A 17,825-nucleotide genomic window follows, 5' to 3' on the forward strand; every position below is an offset into this window, starting at 1 on the left:
AGCAGCCACCGAAAGATGGCTTGTTTGTGATGCGATTAAGGGAATGGATACCCTCTACTTCTCATTTTCAATCTTTTACCCGGTCATGTCCCATACAGGCTGCCATAAGACAGACCGTTGAAACAAACGACAATACCAGACACACGATCCAGGCTGTCAGATAACTTCCAGACGCCTCGTAGATCGCGGACAGGACCGGAGTGCTGACCGCCCCTACAACCATCGTAACCGTAGATATCTTTGCGTAAACCTCGCTGTAATTTCTCACCCCAAAGACACCAGAAACCAGCGACGGCGCAGTAATACTTTGGCATGTATTCCCGATTCCATAAAATAACGCGATCACCACAAGGAACCAGGCGCTGGACCAGAATACCGAAAGCGCCATAAGGAAATAAGATCCGCATATTCCCAGCGCACCAAACAGGATCCCTGCCTTCAAGCCCTTTCTGTCAAAAAGCCGTCCCATGATCATTTTAGAAAAAATACATACAAAGTTATAAATGGAGATCACTGTGGCCCCAAACCGTGCATCATATCCCAGCGACTGTACATAGGAGGAAATATGATACAGAGAGCACCCAATAAATGAAATACAGCTCATCCCTGCACATACCAGGATGAATCTCCGATCCTTCAAAAGGGAAACAAGGTCTGCCTTCTGTTCTCCTCTTCCGACAGTTTCCTCCTGGATCATCTCTTCATATCCATCCGGATAATCCCGGACCAGGGCCAGGGTCAAAGGAGACAGAAGGACCACTGCTGCCAGGCCATAGTACCTGTACGTCAGTCTCCATCCCACAGTCTCAATAAGAGCGGCCAGCGGATTTGAAAGCAGCACGCCTCCCAGACTGATCCCTACAAAGATAATGCTCGTGGCAAAGGAACGGTTTTCCTTTGTGAACCACCGGGCCGCCAGTGCCGCAAACGGCATCATTAGGGCAAACGGGTTCAGCGCTGTCCGGACCAGAATGATCGCATAATACGTATAAACAGAGGCCACATAGCTCTGGGCCACCATGGTGAGCCCCGTTCCCAGGATCCCAAAAAACATCAGCCGGCGGATGCTCTTTTTATCCATCAGCTTTCCGGCCCAGGGCGTAACGATCATGCTTACTATGGTGCCATAGGTGGAGGCCATGGTAAGCGTCGTGGTACTGACTCCCAGATCCTGTGTGACAGGCAGAAGGAATATGGCCTGGCTTCCCACTGTCCCATAATGAAGGAGCAGCATACACAGCACACCATATCCTACAATTACCCATCCGTAGTTAAATTTCTTCCCGATCATAATGCATCTCCTTTAAAAATCATGTGCGGAACATTCCTTTCCCCCATGAAATAAAATCCAGGCGGCACCCTCTTAAGGATACCGCCCGTTTTTCCGTTTCAGGATCAGCACGGCGGGAACATAAAACCAACCCATAATATGTTGGCCACCGATATGGTCAGAGCCGGTATGAGTCCCATTCGGAGAAGATCCTTCTGCTTATAGCCGCCCACAGCCATACAAAGCGGAATAGCCACGGTGGACAGCGGAGTCAGATAAGAGGTAAAGGTTGCCTTAAACAGCATATTGGATAATCCGGTGGGATTCCATCCATAGGTCGCGCACATTAAAAGCACCACTGGTGTCAGCGCTGAATACAGCGCCATGTTTGACATAAACTGTGTAACGATGAAACCGACCACCCAGAACAGAATGATGACGACCCATTTAGACGGGTTATCACCCAGGATCGACTGAATCGCTTCTGCCAGAAATGTTCCTGCACCAGAAGCTACCAGGGCGTTTCCAACTGCCAGGGAGCCAATGTACAAAAAGATCGGCGGCATGGTCAGCGCCTGCATAGCTTCTTTTTCGGATAATACGCCTGTGAGGATCGTTAATACCGCGCCAATAAAGCAGATCATCCAGGTCGGGATCGTTGCCGGCAGCTTCTCTGAAAACAGGATCGCGATCACAACTGCTACGAAAATACCGTATCCCATAAACTCACGGAACGGATCCAGAGGCTTCTGTTCCTTCATCTGCTTAAGCTGGACATCTGTATACAGAGAACCATAATCCGGAGCAACCTTGGGACAGTAAAACATGGCAAAAAGCACAGACAGGATGATCGTAGGAAGATAAACGAGCATCGGATCGAACATCCCCTCCTTAAAGGTAATCCCATACGTTTCCCACAGGGAATTTGCGGTGATATAAGAGGTAGCGCCAGAACCGATGGGAAGGGAAGTTACAGTACAGATCGAGATCAAAACAATGGAGAACATGGCCTTGGAGGGGCTCTGGTTATTCTTTCGGCAGAAATCAGCTACCAGAGGATAGCAGATGGAAAAAATCAGGATCGCCGACGGAGCAACCTGGGCAATGGCTAAGGTTACCAGGCAATAAAGGATCATGCCTTTCTGGAAGCTGCCCCCAGAAATCTTATAGGCCAGGTCTGTTACCTTATGGACCATCTGTGTGCGGTTTAATCCTCCTGCCACAATAAACATGGAGCCCATGATGATCACAGATGAGTTTGAAAAGCAGCTAAGGGCATCCGCCGGGGCCAGGCATCCTGTGATCACGTACACGCCCATGGCCGTCATGGAAACCAGCGGCAGCGGGAATTTATTTGACATATAAAGGATCAGAGTTATTACAAATACGGTCAGACATATGATTGTTTGTGCAGGCATAAAAGCATCTCCTTTCTGCTATTTTTTCGCTGAAATGATCCTGGGCTTTACACCCTTGGGGATCGGGCACTCATATTTACCGCCCTTTAACCTCTTCTGGTGCTCCTCTTTTGCTTCCTTCAGAAGCTCCGGCTTTTCTATAAGATCAATGGCAAGTCCAGCCATGGCCTGTCCGGCCAGAAGTGTTCCATTATGGGCAAGAGCACTTTTTCCCACTGCCACCGCCTGCCAGGAATGAGCCGGTGTTCCAGAGGGCCATGTGGGCGTACTCAGCGACACCGTCGGCACAACCCAGCTTACGTCGCCCACATCCGACGATGCCGGAAATACCATATCCGTGGGCATGAAATCCGGAATTTCTTCTGCCACCGGATGTTCTGGATCCCCGCCTGCATTTGTGGCTGCTATCTTTGAATAAAATTCCATCTCTTCTTTTGAATATTCCGGAAGCTTCAGCAGCCGCAGGTTTTCAACCGCTGCATAGCCCAGTACATTATTGGGGACCACGTTGGAGCACGCCTTTACAAAATCGATCTCCAGTTCTGTTCCGGTCATAAGAGCCGCACCTCTGGCAATGTCCTCCACTCTGGACCGCACATCTGCCAGGATCCCATTTTCCGGCGCGCGCAGCAGACAAAGGACTTCTGCTGTTGGCTGGACCACATTGGGAGAAAAACCTCCTGTATCTGTTACCGCATAGTGCATTCTCACGGTCGGAAGAACATGCTCCCGCAGGAACTGGATCCCCACATTAAATAATGTGACCGCATCCAGGGCGCTCCTTCCAAGATGCGGCGACATAGCCGCATGGGAACTGATCCCTTTGTATCGGAAATAGATCTGGCAGTTGGCTAACATTCCTCCGCCAGTGGCGCCATATGTACATCCCGGGTGCCATGCCAGGGCTGCATCCAGAACGTCAAAGCAGCCCTCTCTTGCCATAAACGCCTTTCCGGATCCGCCTTCTTCCGCCGGACATCCGTAAAAAATAACCGTTCCTTCCTTTCCTGTCTCTTCCAGGTATTTTTTCATTCCCATGGCTCCGGCAAGGCACCCGGCCCCAAGAAGGTTATGGCCGCAGCCATGTCCGTTTCCTCCCGGTACCAGAGGACATTTTTCTGCGATCCCGGCAGTCTGGCTGAGTCCCGACAGCGCGTCGAACTCTCCCAGGAAACCGATCACCGGTTTTCCATGTCCGTAAGTCCCCATGAACGCCGTAGAAATGCCAGCCACATTCCTCTCTACTGTAAACCCGGCCTCCTCCAGGGCTCTGCATACAGTTTCTGCCGAAACGTTCTCTTCATAACACGTTTCGGGCGTGTCCCAGACAGAATCGCTGACACCTGCCAGAAATTCCTTCTGGCTTTCCAGGTAGAAAAAAATTTTCTGCTTATCCAAACCTTTACTCCTCCTCTTTATAATGTTTTATTATTTCTTTTATAAAATCTTTATTTTCTGTTAAAATAATAATATTCCACAAATTAAATGTCAATATTTGCAGAACAATTGCTCCATTTTCGTAAATTCTTTATAACTTTTCAAGTCTTTCCCCTGTATTTTTCTAACTATTCGGGTCTTATACTCGTTTTATGAGTCCAAAACTTGCTTTATGTCCTTATCACGTCCTTAACTCGCACACAGACATTTTTATCTTACAGGATCTGTCCGTCTTCACCTGCATGCAAAAAGCCTGGAACACTGCGGAATATCCCGCTGTGCTCCAGGCTCTTGTTCTGTATCATTTTTTTAAATCAGCATCTTCCCGATCTTTTCCAGGGAATCTGCCTCATATTCCACATGAACCCCTTTTGTGTTTTCCTGCCTGTGGGGATTGAACCACAGAGTATCGATCCCGACGTTATTTCCGCCCTTGATATCCGAGGTCAGGGAATCTCCGATCACCAGCATGTTTTCCACATCCCGGCGGCCCATTTTCTTGAAGCAGTATTCAAAATACTCCGGCTGCGGCTTCTGGCTCGCGGCCTCCTCGGAAATAAAAATGTCCTTAAAATACCGGTCCAGGCCCGACTTGCCCAGACGGTGGTACTGGGTGGCCGCAACGCCGTTGGTTATGATATAAAGCTCATACTGGCCCTTTAAGCCCTCCAGGAGCTCCCTGGCGCCGTCAATGAGAAATGCGCCCTCGTTTAAGTATTCCCGGTACAGCCGGTCCGTGTCCATTCCGTCCACGGAGATCCCAAAGTCCCCGAAGAACTCCTCAAACCGCAGGCTTAAGACCTGGTCCCGGGTGATCTCGCCGCGCTCCAGGCGCTCCCAGTAGCTTTTATTGAGATGATGGTACTTTTCCTTATTCTCCGCTGTCACAGGGACACCGTAGTGCTCCAGAAGGCCCTCAATGCCCATTTCCTCCGCCCGGTCAAAGTCCAGGAGCGTTCCGTCCACGTCAAACAGCAGCACGTCATATTTCTTCATATGGTTCCAGATCCCTTCCTAAGCCTGTGTCTTTTTGTCCTCATATACGATCCTGCCGCCGCAGATGGTATATTTTACGCGCCCGTAAAGTTCAGCTCCGATAAACGGCGTATTGTGGGATTTAGAGGCGATGTCGTCCTCTGTAACCGTCCACCTCTCATTTTCATCAAAGATCACCAGATCCGCGTCAGCGCCTTCGGCAACACTTCCCTTGTCAAAGCGGTACAGCTTCGCCGGATTTAAGCTCATTTTTTCCATAAGCTGCACCATGGTCAGATGGCCGGGCTTTACCAGATTGGTCACAGCCAGGGCCAGGGCCGTTTCCAGGCCGATGATCCCGCTGGGAGCTTTCCATACAGGCTCCACTGCCTTTTCCTCCGCGCTGTGGGGCGCATGGTCTGTGGCGATCATATCAATGGAGCCGTCCCTGATCCCCTCGATAATTCCCAGTCTGTCCTTTTCTGTACGCAGCGGCGGGTTCATTTTCGCCATGGCTCCATGCTCCAGCACAGCGCTCTCGGTGAGAGTGAAATGATGGGGAGTCACCTCTGCCGTCACGTCGGCCCCCAGCTCCTTCGCCAGCTTCACCATGCGCACAGAATTGGCAGAGCTGATATGCTGGATGTTCACAGACGCGCCTGTGTGAAGGGCCAGCATGCAGTCCCGGGCCACCAGTGCATCCTCTGCCAGGGCCGGAGAGCCCTGGATCCCCAGCGCCTTCGCAGCCTCACCCGCGTGGATGCCGTTTTCTGAAATAAAGGCCGGGTCCTCCTCATGGAAGCTTAGGGGAACATCCAGCTCCTTCGCCTTCAGCATGGCCTGGCGCACCAGCTTCTGATCCATCAGCGGGATCCCGTCATCGGTGAAGCCCACAGCACCCGCTGCCTTTAACGCGTCCATATCCGTCAGCTCCTGCCCCTTCATGCCCACGGAAACGCAGGCCGCAGGAAGCACATGGATCCCTGTCTTTTTCCCTTCCTCCAGCACATATCTTACGGTCTCTTCGCTGTCCACCGGAGGCTTCGTATTGGCCATGGTCACCACTGTGGTGAAGCCTCCCTTTTTCGCCGCTGCCGCTCCGGTCCCGATATCCTCCTTATAGGTAAGGCCCGGATCGCGGAAATGGACGTGGACGTCGATGAGTCCCGGTCCCACCGTAAGGCCGCTGGCATCGATGACCGTTTCGTACTCTCCATTTTCCGGGTAATGGCCCATGGCCTTGATCTTTCCTCCGTCGATGACCATATCCATCACATCATCGGTCCCCTTTGCCGGGTCAATGACTCTTCCGTTTTTGATCAGGATCATTTTTATTTCCTCCTTCTGTTTCCTGGCACGCCGCCGCTATTTTCTCACTGGCACGATCTCCAGCCAGTATTCGTCGGGATCTGTAATAAAATAGATCCCCATTTTTTCGTTTTCAAAGCAGATGCAGCCCATTTCCTGGTGCTTTGCATGGGCCGCTTCAAAATCGTCCACCGTAAATGCCAGGTGGAATTCATTGTCTCCCAGGTCGTAGTGGTCCTTCTCCCAGTCTCTGAGCCATGTCAGCTCCAGAAGATGGCCAGTCTCCCCGTCTCCCAGGTATACGATGATAAAGCTCCCGTCCTCCGCTTCCTTTCTCCGCACCTCCTTAAGGCCCAGCGCTTCCTCATAAAAGCGCAGGGACCTGTCCAGATCCGTTACATTAAAATTGTTGTGGGCAAACTTAAACTTCAAATCCCATCCCTCCTGTGTATTTTTATTCATATTCTCAGATGGAAAATTCCTGACCCTGTCTGGATATTTCCACGACCCGTTCCCGATAGCCCCTGGAGCAGTCCAGAGCCTTAAGCCGTGCTCCCACATCAAACTCGCCCCAGAAATGCATGGGAAAGATCCAGTCTGCGTCCGCTGCCTTCATAAAATCATCGATCCCCAGATAAAAATACTCGCCAAGCCTGGGATCCAGCGGCAGGAACGCCGCATCCGCATGGCGGCCCTCCATCTTCCCGATCTCCTTCCGGTAATTCCTGGTCATGTTTTCATTCCACTGGGAATCCTCCCCGTCCCAGTACCAGTGGTTCAGGTCTCCCGCATGGTAAAGGGTGTGGCCGTCCACCGTACACCAGAATGCCACGCCCTCATCGGTGGACCGGAAGGTTTCCGCCTTCAGTACGTCGTCCTCCCAGACCGTATCGGGCTTCAGGAACACAGCAGCCCCCTTAAGCTCCTCCGGCACCCGCTTTCTCCAGATATCTGACGACAGGAGGAGGACCGTATCTCCATGCTCTGCCGCAATGTCAAATATCACTTTGGAAAAATGGTCGGGATGGCGGTGGCTGGCAAATATATAAAGCCTTTTCCCTTCCGGAAGCTTTGGCAGACTGCCTTTGAAATAGTCGAACAGCAGGCATGCGTGCTCCGTTTCCGCCAGGAATGCGCTGTGATGGATATAAGTGATCTTCATAGAACCTCCATTCAGGGAAGATCCGGCTATAAGTCTTTCCATAACATCCCTTCGGAAACTGAAGTGCCTGGATTTCAGTACCCCTCCGGGAGGATTAAGCGTCCGGATCTTCGCAGAAAATGGGAAAACCAGATGCTTGATGATATAATGTCTCTCTTACTGCAGCCGTTCAGCCATGTATCTTATTGTACCATGACCTCCGCCCTTCTTGCAATTCCTGGGGAATTATTTTATAATCGGAAAAGCAGACGCCCGATGCTTCTTGTCCGCTGCCGGCAGGCAGGAAGATACATGTCTGCTGCATTTGGAAATAAAACCACCGATGGAGGAAGAAAAATTATGCTGACAGTTGGAATAAAAGGAAAAGAAGAAATTGTCGTAACAGATGCAAATTCCGCAAAGACCATGGGCAGCGGCACCCTGGATGTATTCGCTACCCCGGCTATGATCGCCCTGATGGAAAAGACCGCATGGAAAAGCGTGGCTCCTTATCTGGAGGAGGGCTGCGGCACTGTGGGCACGCTCCTGAACGTCACCCACGATGCCCCCACTCCCCTGGGCATGAAGGTGTGGTGTGAAAGCGAGCTGACGGAGATCGACGGCCGCAGACTGGTATTCTCCGTGGCCGCCTTCGACGAAACAGGAAAGATCGGCGGGGGCAGCCACGAACGCTTTATCGTACCCAATGAAAAATTCCAGGCCAAGGCCGATAAAAAGGCCCAGAAATAGGAATGGCTCCGGAGCTCTTAGATCCCCAGGGTCTCTCCCACTAAAATGACCCGGATCCGGCCCGTATACCGGGAACGCCTGGTGACCACGATATTGCAGCACATGCAGTCCGGGGACTGGCAGTCTGTACAGAAGCCAGCTGTCCCGCACGGAGTCTTTCTCCCTGTCTTATCTGCGATCACCGGGCACGTCTGAGTCTGGATCCGGTGGATCCCGTCCTCCACAGTCTTTACGATCTTATTGATCCCGGCCACGATGACCACATGCTTCGGCCCGTGGAGCAGGCTGGAGACCCGGTTGCTGGCTCCGTCAATGTTCACCAGCTCACCGTTTATGGTGATGGCATTGGTACCCATAAGAAAATAATCGGCTCCGGCTGCCTCCTGGAATATGGGGCTTCCCGGAGCTTTCCTCTCCTCTTCCGGGTACTCCAGGAGTCTTGCTCCCTTTTCCCTGAGAAGATCCAGGATCCCCAGCTCGTTTACGGTAGCAGAACCGCCCCAGGTCACCAGGTCTCCCGGGCCGACCATATCCACCACTGCCCTGGCCGCCTCTTCCCCAGTTTCACAGTAGATCCCTTCCATATTTCTCTTTTTTAAGCCTTCGATCACATGCTCTGCCATTTTTCTGTATACATCTTCACGCATAAATATAACCCCTTTCCCAATTTTTTGTAGTGGTATTTTTCAGTCTGAATATTTATAATTATACAATAGAATCTTATAAAAAGAAAGCTTCCCCAGGAAGTCTGCCTGTGGTAAAATAATACCAGATGCAAAAGGTCAGACATCTTCCGTCTGCAGAGCCCCTATGCCCCCCAAGTATTCCATGATCATAAAACCGCATCCAAGGAGGATCCATGATCCAGAAGACCCTTACCAGCTTTGACCTGAAACAGATCGCCGATTCCGGCCAGTGCTTCCGTATGCTCCCGGCTGAGGAAGCCAATACATATACCGTCATCAGCGGACCGCACTTTCTAAAGGCCGCCCAGGACGGCCAGACCGTGACCTTCTTCTGTGAACCGGAGGAGCTTCCGTTCTGGGAACGCTATTTTGACCTGGACACAGATTACGATGCCTTCCGGAAGGCCATAAATCCCAGGGACGCCTATTTAAAGCAGGCTGCCGATTTCGGCCAGGGGGTCCGCATCCTCCGCCAGGATCTGTGGGAAATGATCATTACCTTCATCATCTCCCAGCAGCAGACCATCCCGTCCATCCGCCGCCGGGTAGAGGATTTAAGCCATGCATACGGAAGCCGCCTTCCCGTTCCCGGCACATTTTACTCCTTCCCGTCGCCGGAACAGCTCTCTGCCGCTTCTCTGGAGGATCTGCTTGCCATGAAGCTGGGCTACCGGGCCAAATATATCAAACGGGCCTGCGAGGACGCATGCAGCGGACGGCTGGATCTTTCCTATCTTGGATCCCTGTCCTACGAAGACGCCATGGACTATCTCACCGGCTTTTACGGCATTGGCGAGAAGGTAGCCAACTGCATCTGCCTTTTCGGCCTCCACCACATCGACGCCTTCCCTGTGGACACATGGATCCGGAAGATCCTCATGAACCGGTACGCCCCCAAAAGCCGTCTTCCAAAAGATCTTCCCCAGTCCAGGGTCTGCGAGGCTCTGATACAGAAACATTTTTCCCGGTACCGCGGCTTTGCCGGAGTCATGCAGCAGTATATTTTTTATTATGAGAGAAACGCTGGAGAGGATCTTCACGGGCCATCGTGATCCACCTTCCTCCCCACCACAAACAGCCTCCCGTCCTCATAGGTGTATTCGCAGGTCCCCAGGGTGAGAAGCTGCTCCGGCCACTGGGGCGTGACCCCCGTATCATACAGACTGTGCTCCTTTGCATAGGCGATGAACGCGTTGTAGTCCTCCTCCGTGGCCGCCAGGAGCGTTCCGGCAAACGCTTCGGTGATCTGGGCCCCTGGTATCTTAAACACCGCCGCCACCTGATACCTGCCGGTCTCTTCCAGGGTATCAAAGAGGATCTCCGGGTGCTCCCTGTAAAATTCCTCTGACGTATATTTTTCCAGGGCCGCGAACATGGAGCCGTTTTTCATGTGATGGCCGTAGAGCACAAAGTTCGGACATCCTGCATCCAGATCGCAGTCCTCATCCATATAGATCATCCCATAAGCGGAATATTTTTTATCGAACCCCCGTTTCAGGTAAAAATCCGGGGTCTCCGGGGTCTGCATCACCGGATAGTCGATGACGGTCCCGTCCACGTGGATCCAGCCCGTCACGTCGCTGTTGGCCTTTTTAAGCTCCCTGTACTGCAAAAGCCTGGCTTCCTCTTCTTTCTTCCGGACATCAGACGCCTCTTTGTCTTCCCCGGCCTCTGCTGTCTCTCCTTCTTCCCGGCTTTCGTCCTGTCCGTCTCCCACGGACATTTCCGGCGTCTTCTCCTTTGCCCGCTCCCCGGCGCTTTCCATGGCCGCATACATCTGCCGCAGATCCTCGTCCCCGGCCTTATACTCTTTTGAGATCTTATAAAGCTGATACCCGGAAACGGCGGCCATTGCGGCAAAAAACAGGGCGGCGGCAAGCAGCAGGCCTTTACGATTTCGTTTCATCTCTCTTTTTCTTTCCTCTCTGTCCATGGTGTGGTAAAATCAAGGTATCCAATCTGAAAGGAGCGATCTTATGAGCATTACCATCACATGGCACGGACATTCCTGTTTTTCCGTCTCAGCAGACGGCTATTCCATTGTCCTTGATCCCTACGCCCCGGATTCCGTCCCGGGACTTCCTCCCCTTTCTCTTTCCGCCAGCCAGGTGCTGTGCAGCCATGGCCACAGTGACCACGGCTATACGGACGCGGTGGACCTTTCCGCCAGAAAACAGGGCTCTCCCTTTACAGTCACGGTGATCCAGACCTTCCACGACGATCAAAACGGATCACTCCGCGGGGAAAACCGGATCCATATCCTGGAGGCAGACGGTCTCCGGATCGCCCATCTGGGCGACCTGGGGTGTACTCTGGAGCCCGGCCAGATGGAGCTTTTAAAGGATCTGGACGCCATTATGATCCCCGTAGGCGGATATTATACCATCGATGCGGCCCAGGCCAGAGCCCTGGTGGAGGCGGTAAAGCCCAGGATCGTGATCCCCATGCACTACCGCTCCGAGACCTTCGGCTATGATGTCATCGGCCGTCTGGAGGATTATACGAAGCTGTGCCGGGACGTGGTCACATACGCCTCTGCTTCCATGGTCCTTGAAAAAGACACACCGGCCCAGACCGCCGTTTTAAGTCTGTAACGGCCCGGGGCTGCTGCAAAAGGGTTTCCAGGCGTCCGCCTCCCTTTTCCAGCAGCTCCCCTGTCTTTTAGATATGTCTCCGCCACTCCTCCAGACGGTATCTCTGCTCTTCCTTTGCCTCCTCCAGCTCTCCTAACATCCGCGGGATATCCTCGTTGAGATTTCCCGCCAGCACCACATAGTTGGAGGCGTGGTTGGTACGGAATACGGTTCCTGGAGAATCCACATTCTTTAAGAACAGCTCCATTTCCTCCACGATCTCATCTGGCGTGATCAGCTCCATGTCGCCGCGCTTCACCTCCTCGTTCATCTCCGTCCCCTCGTAAAGACGGAGCGTTAAAAAGGAGGCATATTCCGGGTTCATTCCTGTGATCAGCTCCGCAGACTTTATGGCATGGTCCCGGATCCCCTTCCGGCCGCCCAGGCCGGAGATCAGCGTCACCGATGTCTGTAAGCCACACCGCTTTAATTTCTGGCCTGCTGCAATGATGTCCGCCGCCTTCACATCCTTTTTGATATGCTCCAATACCCGGTCATCGCCGGATTCAGCTCCCAGATAGATCAGCTCCAGTCCCGCTGCTGCCAGGGCCTTCAGATCCTCCTCAGACTTTTTTAATACGTCCTTGGCCGTTCCGTAGGCAGCGATCCGCTCCACCGCCGGGAAATTTTTATGGACGTAGTCCAGAAGCTCTAAAAGCAGCTCTGTTTTCACCACCAGGGCGTCGCCATCGGCGAAGAACACCCGCCGCACCATGGGCCCGTAGTACGCCCGGCACTCGTCCAGATCCCGCATGATCTCCTCTTTTTCCCGTACCCGGAACTTCTTCTCCCGGTACATGTTGCAGAAGGTACACCGGTTATGGGCGCACCCGATGGTGACCTGGATAATGAGGCTTCTGGCCTCGCTGGGGGGTCTGTATAAGGTTCCTTCATACTGCATATTGCTCTCCTCCATTTTCTTTTGGTTTTCAGTTCTTTATAAAAGCCGTTCCAGCTTTCTTTTAATATCCGCCTCCCGGTCCTCGAAAAGCAGCTTCCTGTTATACTGGTGATACCGTTCACACGGATTCTCCTCCAGGAACCGGACCGCATCATAGCTGGTGTTCAGCTCTGTGATGAAAATGACCATTTCCTGGCTGTCCCCAAAGGCGCCCTCCATAAGATCGAAGGCGTACTCCACCATCTGAAGGACGGCCCTGCACTGGTCCTCGTACTGCTCCCGTCCTTCTCCGAACCTGGCCGCCAGCATCCCGAACAATGTCTCTCCATCCTGGGCTTCCGCCTCTCCTGCCGCCAGAAGATACTGGTCCAGGGTCCCGCAGATGTCCTCATACCGGTGGATCTGGGCCCTTGTGAGAAGACCCGCCTGTTTCTTCCCTTCATATTCCTCCCGGACCTCTCTGGTAAAGGCTGTGAGCCTCTGCACAGGAGTCCCGTCCCCGGCCTCTGCCAGCTGTTCCTTGAACGCCTTCAGCTTCTCAAACAGCAGCTCCAGGCCGTCCTCCATTTTCCCGGTCTTCCGGAACTCCACATTGAGCTTCGCCAGCACCAGGCTGATGACAGAAAGCTTCTCATCAAAGGGAGCCCTGGCCGCCTGCTCCAGAAGGGCCTCGCTCCTGCGGCCAGAAAGAGCCTCGTCGATCTGGTAATGGGCCTGGTATTTATAATAAAGCTCCAGATAGCTGGCAAAATCCCTGGCGATCCGCCCATGGGGGATGTACTGGGCCACTACCTCCCGGTCGCAGGAAAGCCCCAGCTTTTCGTAAACCGTCAGAAATCTGGACAGATCCTCCCAGCCTCTGGGCGTCGCAAAAACCGGCCCGTCCACTGTGGTCTCCACCTGGCAGAAATTCTGGGGCCTGGCCGTAAGGTAGGACAGGATGGCCGGATGGACCTCCATCCGCACCGCATACTCCTTCCACACGGAAAAATCCGGCTCCACGTCAATGCGCTTCACCCGGTCCAAGGTCGCAATGTCAAACTCCCGGACGGATTTATTGAATTCCGGCGGGTTTCCCGCCGCCGCAATAATCCAGCCGTCTGGGATCTTATGGTTTCCAAAGGTCTTATACTGTAAAAACTGCAGCATGGCCGGAGCCAGGGTCTCCGACACGCAGTTGATCTCGTCGATGAACAGGATCCCCTCTTTAAGCCCGGTCTCCTCCATCTTATTGTAAATGGCTGCCACGATCTCGCTCATGGTGTACTGGGTCACTGAGACCGCCTTTTCCCCATAGGTCTGCTCTGATATAAACGGAAGCCCGATGGCGCTCTGCCTCGTGTGATGGGTAATGGTATACGCCACCAGGCCGATGCCGCATTCCCTGGCCACCTGCTCCATGATCTGGGTCTTTCCGATCCCCGGAGGGCCCATTAAAAGCACTGGCCTCTGGCCCATGACCGGGATCTCATACTCACCATAGCTGTTTCTTGCCAGGTATGCCCGGATGGTATTTTTTATTTCTTCCTTCGCCCGTTTGATGTTCATGCTCTATCCTTTCTCCTCCACATCCCTGCCCAGGTCCTCCGGGGACAGGATGATCTTGATGGCCCAGGGAGGCACGTCCACGTCCAGGAAATCCTGCTCCATGAACACGAAAGCCGTATCATAGACCGGCCGTCTCACCGGGTATATCCCCCGCCCGTCGGTGAAATACAAAAGCCCCTTAAGCCTGGAAAACTGCTGTTTTCTCACCAGCTTATCCACGTATTGGAAAGCCGGCCGGAAATCGGTCCCGCCGCAGCCGTTCAGGGTGATCCGCTCCATATACGCCTTCAGCGCCTCTGCGCTGGCGATGGTCACGTCCTCCCGCACCTGGTCATCGCACTGGATGATGTGGATGTTCACTTTTTTAAAATACGTCTCCGACTGGGTCAGCACCGAATACGTTTCCTCTAAGAACTGCTGCACCAACTCCCCGGAGCAGGACATGGAGGTGTCGATGACAATGACGAAATCCTCCACCCTCCGGAGTTCCTTCGTCTCCAGAGGCTCGATCAGGGGCATATTGCCGTAAAGCTCCATGCCGTAATGATAAAATACATAGTCAAAGGAATCCGGATCCACCTGGACGGTTTCCTTAAGGACCGCAAACTTCCGCAGGAATTTCCTGTAATCGTACCGCTCCCGGTTTTCCACCGCCAGCTGGCTGTGCAGGTCCTTTTCATCCTCCGACATTTCCTCAGAAAACGCCTCCATCTCCACCTGCATCTTTTCCCGCTTCTGATCCCAGTCCTCTTTCCGGTTTCTGGCCATATTGGGATGCGGAGGCTTCTGCTCCTGCTCCCAGAACCGGTGGTCGTCTGCATAAAATTCCGCCGCCAGCCGCTGGAGCTCCCGCCCGGAAAGGTCCATGTCCCGGAGCGCCCGGTACACGCTCTCCGCATTGAGAACCCGGCACCGGCTCTCCAGCCGCATATAGAACTCCCGTCTGAACGCAGAAGGGGAAATACGGATACAGGGCCGCAGAAGACTGTCGATCACCGACTCTGCCGCAATGTCACAGGCCAGATCCCAGTACTCCCTGTCCCGCTTTTTCCGGTTCCACAGATGGCAGAACAGACAGTGGAGCACTCCGTGGAGATAGGTCCGGTTCACCAGGATCCTGTTCTTTTTATACATGGCCGCCAGGGACTCCATCTGGAAAAACAGGGTGGTGCCGTCGGTCCCCAGCCCCCGGACCGCCGGATCCGGGGCAAAGTACAGAGAGCTTAAGGCCACGTCCAGAAAGTGCATGGAAAGATACAGCTCGTTCCTGGCGTTTCCAAGGATCTCCATACAGACTCCTGCCAGCTCCTCTGCCGCCGCCTGCTCCAGCCAGATGGGCGAAGGCGCTCCGGCCTCCGTCCGCATGATGCCGTTTCCCCGGTCCCCCGGCGTCTTCTGTTCATATGGCTCCACTGCATTCTCCCCTTTCTGCTGAACTAAAATTCAAACTTCTTCTTTTTTTCTGGAAATTTATGATATTTAAATTCCATAAGCATTCCGGAAATCTCTCCCATTTTCCTCCGGGAGGCCTCCAGGAGCAGGGTCTCCGTCTCCTCCCGGGTCAGTCCGTCTGCCAGAGAGCCCGGCTCCCCGTCGGGTCCATGGGCCATCAGCCACTTAAAGACTTCCATTTTCCCCAGGCTGTCCAGAAAGACCTCCATCCGGTGCTCCTTTAGAAAGTCCCCGTAGGCGCTCCGTGCCTCCGCCCAAAGGCCATGGGGATACATGAGGCGGGACACGGCGATCTCGGCCGCTGCTGTTACGGATTCCTCCGCCGTCTCATAAACGAACAGCCGGTCATACTTATCAAACCGGACCCTTTTATCCTCAAAGCAGTATCTGTATTTCTGCCCGGTGCCGTGGATGTTGGACACGGTGATCCGGGCCGGCGTGTTCTCCACCGCCTCGTCGTAATAGACCGGAAACAGCAGCCTGGCCGCCTCATGCTCCTCCCCGTCCGGTCCTGGCAGCAGGTAATGGACCAGAAGCCGTCCGCTGGCCTCGGTCACAAAATCCCTGAGCGCCGACCGCTCCGACGGATCCATGTGGACCGTCAGCTCCCGCAGACAGCCGCAGGCCGTTAAAAAGCCGCCTCCCGTCTCCAGGGGACCTCCATAAAAATGGATATGGGAAAGCCTCTCGCAGCCATAAAAGCAGTACCGCCCCAACCGCCTCAAAGTCCTTGGAAGGAACACCTCCTCCACCCCGGTCTGGGCGAGTGCCTTATCTCCCAGATCAGTCACCGGAAGCCCGGAAAGGGTTTCCGGTATAACACAGGCGGCGCCCGGCGACAAAATCTTTGTCACACAGGCGCCTCCGTTTTTTTCCACAAAATCAAATTGTACTTCCATATGCTCCATTACTGCCGTTCTTTCTTCTCTTTCTTTATGAGCTTGTTGATCCGGCGCATATCACTGAATTTATAGTAATAAATGATAAACGCAACGGATGTGACAGTCCAGCTTAAGGGATAGCTGGCCAGGCTGGTATAAAGGCCCGGATATATCACTCCTGCGGTAAAGATCCAGAGGACTCTTAAGCCGCAGGTGCCGAAGCAGATCAGCAGCATGGGGATAAACGTGTCGCCGATGCCCCGGAGGGTACTGGAAAATACGTTTACACAGATATAGCTGAACCAGAACGGCGTTACGAACCGGATGATGGTCATACTTTCCGCCAGCACGTCCGGATCGCTGGTAAAAAGCGACCCCAGGATGCTGCCAAAAAGCATGACGCCTGCGGCCAGGATGGCCGTCAGGATCGTGGTGATCCCCAGACCCACGTAATGGCCCTTCTGCATCCGCTCGTATTTGCGCGCTCCAAAGTTCTGGCCTGCAAAGGTGGTAATGGCGATGCCCATGGCGTCCATGATCATCCAGAACAGTCCGTCCACCTTGCCGTAAACGGCCCAGGCCGCAATGACGTTGGTACCGAAGCTGTTGATGTTGGCCTGGATCACCACGTTGGAAATGGAGTAGAGCACCGACTGGAGTCCTGCCGGAAAGCCGATCTGGATGATCTTTCTCAGCATGGGCTTATCCACCTTCAGATGCTTCAGTTCAAACCGGAAGGATTCCTTCGTGCGCATCAGCGTCCACATCACCAGGGCGGCGGAAAGGAGCTGGGACAGGATCGTCGCCAGAGCGGCTCCCGCCACCTCCATTTTCAGTACCACAACGAACAGCAGGTCCAGTCCGATGTTCACAAAACAACAGACGATCAGATAATACAGCGGCCGCCTGGAGTCTCCCACGGCCCTTAAAATAGCCGCGCCCATATTGTAGACCAGGTTGGGGATCACTCCCAGGAAGTAGATCCGCATATATGTAACAGAATAGTCCATGATCTCTTCCGGAGCGCCCATGGCCTTTACAGCCACTCTGGCGCAGGCCTCGCCCACGATCATCAGAAACACGCCGCCGGCCAGGGCCAGACAGAAGGAGGTATGGACCGAGGTCCGTACCTGGTCATCCTGGCGCGCTCCGTAATGCTGGGAAACGATCACGGCCGCACCGGAGGACAGGCCCACGAAAAAGCCCACCAGAAGGTTGATCAGGTTTCCTGTGGTTCCGCCTACGGCAGACAAGGCCTCCTTTCCAACGAATTTTCCCACGATCATGGCATCCGCCGTGTTGTAAAGCTGCTGGAAAAAGGTTCCAAACAGGATGGGGAAGAAGAAGATCAAAAGCTGCTGCCAGATCACGCCCTCCGTGATCCCATTATACTGTACGGTCTCATTTTTCTTTCGCTGCATCAGT

At 53.6% G+C, this 17,825-nt stretch carries 17 protein-coding genes; 3 read left to right on the forward strand and 14 right to left on the reverse strand.

What is annotated here, in order from left to right; all coding sequences use genetic code 11:
• Positions 1-67: 67 nt before the first annotated feature.
• The 7 genes from ACI6NM_RS08635 to ACI6NM_RS08665 form a co-directional block, all read right to left on the reverse strand.
• On the reverse strand, positions 68-1,291 hold the full coding sequence (locus tag ACI6NM_RS08635; protein WP_262427157.1) for an MFS transporter: 1,224 nt from the start codon (positions 1,289-1,291) through the stop codon (positions 68-70).
• A 104-nt stretch (positions 1,292-1,395) separates the two neighbouring features.
• On the reverse strand, positions 1,396-2,688 hold the full coding sequence (locus ACI6NM_RS08640) for an SLC13 family permease (protein ID WP_262427156.1): 1,293 nt from the start codon (positions 2,686-2,688) through the stop codon (positions 1,396-1,398).
• 18 nt (positions 2,689-2,706) lie between these two features.
• Positions 2,707-4,086 carry an amidohydrolase gene (locus ACI6NM_RS08645; RefSeq protein ID WP_262427155.1) on the reverse strand — a complete coding sequence of 460 codons (1,380 nt, stop codon included), beginning with the start codon at positions 4,084-4,086 and terminating at the stop codon, positions 2,707-2,709.
• A gap of 348 nt (positions 4,087-4,434) precedes the next feature.
• On the reverse strand, positions 4,435-5,121 hold the full coding sequence (locus tag ACI6NM_RS08650; protein WP_262427154.1) for a YjjG family noncanonical pyrimidine nucleotidase: 687 nt from the start codon (positions 5,119-5,121) through the stop codon (positions 4,435-4,437).
• Positions 5,122-5,139: 18 nt separating this feature from the next.
• Positions 5,140-6,429 (reverse strand): dihydroorotase, encoded by a 1,290-nt coding sequence (locus ACI6NM_RS08655; RefSeq protein WP_262427153.1) that lies wholly within the window; start codon positions 6,427-6,429, stop codon positions 5,140-5,142.
• A gap of 36 nt (positions 6,430-6,465) precedes the next feature.
• On the reverse strand, positions 6,466-6,840 hold the full coding sequence (locus tag ACI6NM_RS08660; RefSeq protein ID WP_215653062.1) for a VOC family protein: 375 nt from the start codon (positions 6,838-6,840) through the stop codon (positions 6,466-6,468).
• A gap of 34 nt (positions 6,841-6,874) precedes the next feature.
• Positions 6,875-7,570: an MBL fold metallo-hydrolase gene (locus tag ACI6NM_RS08665; protein WP_262427152.1), complete on the reverse strand. Its 696-nt coding sequence runs from the start codon at positions 7,568-7,570 to the stop codon at positions 6,875-6,877.
• Positions 7,571-7,909: 339 nt separating this feature from the next.
• Between ACI6NM_RS08665 and ACI6NM_RS08670 the strand changes: the two genes are divergently transcribed.
• A complete protein-coding gene (locus tag ACI6NM_RS08670; protein WP_022273460.1) occupies positions 7,910-8,299 on the forward strand; it encodes a thioesterase family protein in 390 nt (129 codons plus the stop codon).
• 17 nt (positions 8,300-8,316) lie between these two features.
• Here the strand turns inward: ACI6NM_RS08670 and ACI6NM_RS08675 are convergent, their stop codons facing one another.
• Complete coding sequence (locus tag ACI6NM_RS08675; protein WP_262427151.1) at positions 8,317-8,946, reverse strand: lactate utilization protein; 630 nt, start codon at positions 8,944-8,946, stop codon at positions 8,317-8,319.
• Between the two features lie 212 nt (positions 8,947-9,158).
• Between ACI6NM_RS08675 and ACI6NM_RS08680 the strand changes: the two genes are divergently transcribed.
• On the forward strand, positions 9,159-10,037 hold the full coding sequence (locus ACI6NM_RS08680; RefSeq protein WP_215653064.1) for a DNA-3-methyladenine glycosylase family protein: 879 nt from the start codon (positions 9,159-9,161) through the stop codon (positions 10,035-10,037).
• Here the strand turns inward: ACI6NM_RS08680 and srtB are convergent.
• The gene (gene srtB / locus ACI6NM_RS08685) at positions 10,022-10,891 is read right to left on the reverse strand and encodes a class B sortase (RefSeq protein ID WP_262427150.1); all 870 of its coding nucleotides are present in this window, start codon (positions 10,889-10,891) and stop codon (positions 10,022-10,024) included. The two genes, ACI6NM_RS08680 and srtB, sit on opposite strands and share 16 nt — an antisense overlap.
• 70 nt (positions 10,892-10,961) lie before the next feature.
• Here srtB and ACI6NM_RS08690 point away from each other — a divergent pair, with 70 nt between their 5' ends.
• Positions 10,962-11,579 carry an MBL fold metallo-hydrolase gene (locus tag ACI6NM_RS08690; RefSeq protein ID WP_262427149.1) on the forward strand — a complete coding sequence of 206 codons (618 nt, stop codon included), beginning with the start codon at positions 10,962-10,964 and terminating at the stop codon, positions 11,577-11,579.
• Positions 11,580-11,646: 67 nt separating this feature from the next.
• On the opposite strand, the gene ACI6NM_RS08695 is transcribed toward ACI6NM_RS08690, so the two are convergent.
• The 5 genes from ACI6NM_RS08695 to ACI6NM_RS08715 form a co-directional block, all read right to left on the reverse strand.
• A complete protein-coding gene (locus tag ACI6NM_RS08695; protein ID WP_158358745.1) occupies positions 11,647-12,519 on the reverse strand; it encodes a B12-binding domain-containing radical SAM protein in 873 nt (290 codons plus the stop codon).
• Positions 12,520-12,555: 36 nt separating this feature from the next.
• Complete coding sequence (locus ACI6NM_RS08700; protein ID WP_262427148.1) at positions 12,556-14,067, reverse strand: ATP-binding protein; 1,512 nt, start codon at positions 14,065-14,067, stop codon at positions 12,556-12,558.
• A 3-nt stretch (positions 14,068-14,070) separates the two neighbouring features.
• Positions 14,071-15,432: a vWA domain-containing protein gene (locus tag ACI6NM_RS08705; RefSeq protein ID WP_420361283.1), complete on the reverse strand. Its 1,362-nt coding sequence runs from the start codon at positions 15,430-15,432 to the stop codon at positions 14,071-14,073.
• Positions 15,433-15,503: 71 nt separating this feature from the next.
• Entirely contained in the window at positions 15,504-16,373 is an 870-nt protein-coding gene (locus ACI6NM_RS08710) for a leucine-rich repeat domain-containing protein (protein ID WP_262427147.1), read from the reverse strand.
• Positions 16,374-16,426: 53 nt separating this feature from the next.
• Entirely contained in the window at positions 16,427-17,821 is a 1,395-nt protein-coding gene (locus tag ACI6NM_RS08715) for an MATE family efflux transporter (protein ID WP_262427146.1), read from the reverse strand.
• Between the last annotated feature and the right edge of the window lie 4 nt (positions 17,822-17,825).

Source organism: Pilosibacter sp. YYHA0881 (assembly GCF_051602715.1).
Classification (GTDB): Bacteria; Bacillota; Clostridia; order Lachnospirales; family Lachnospiraceae; genus Alitiscatomonas; species Alitiscatomonas aceti.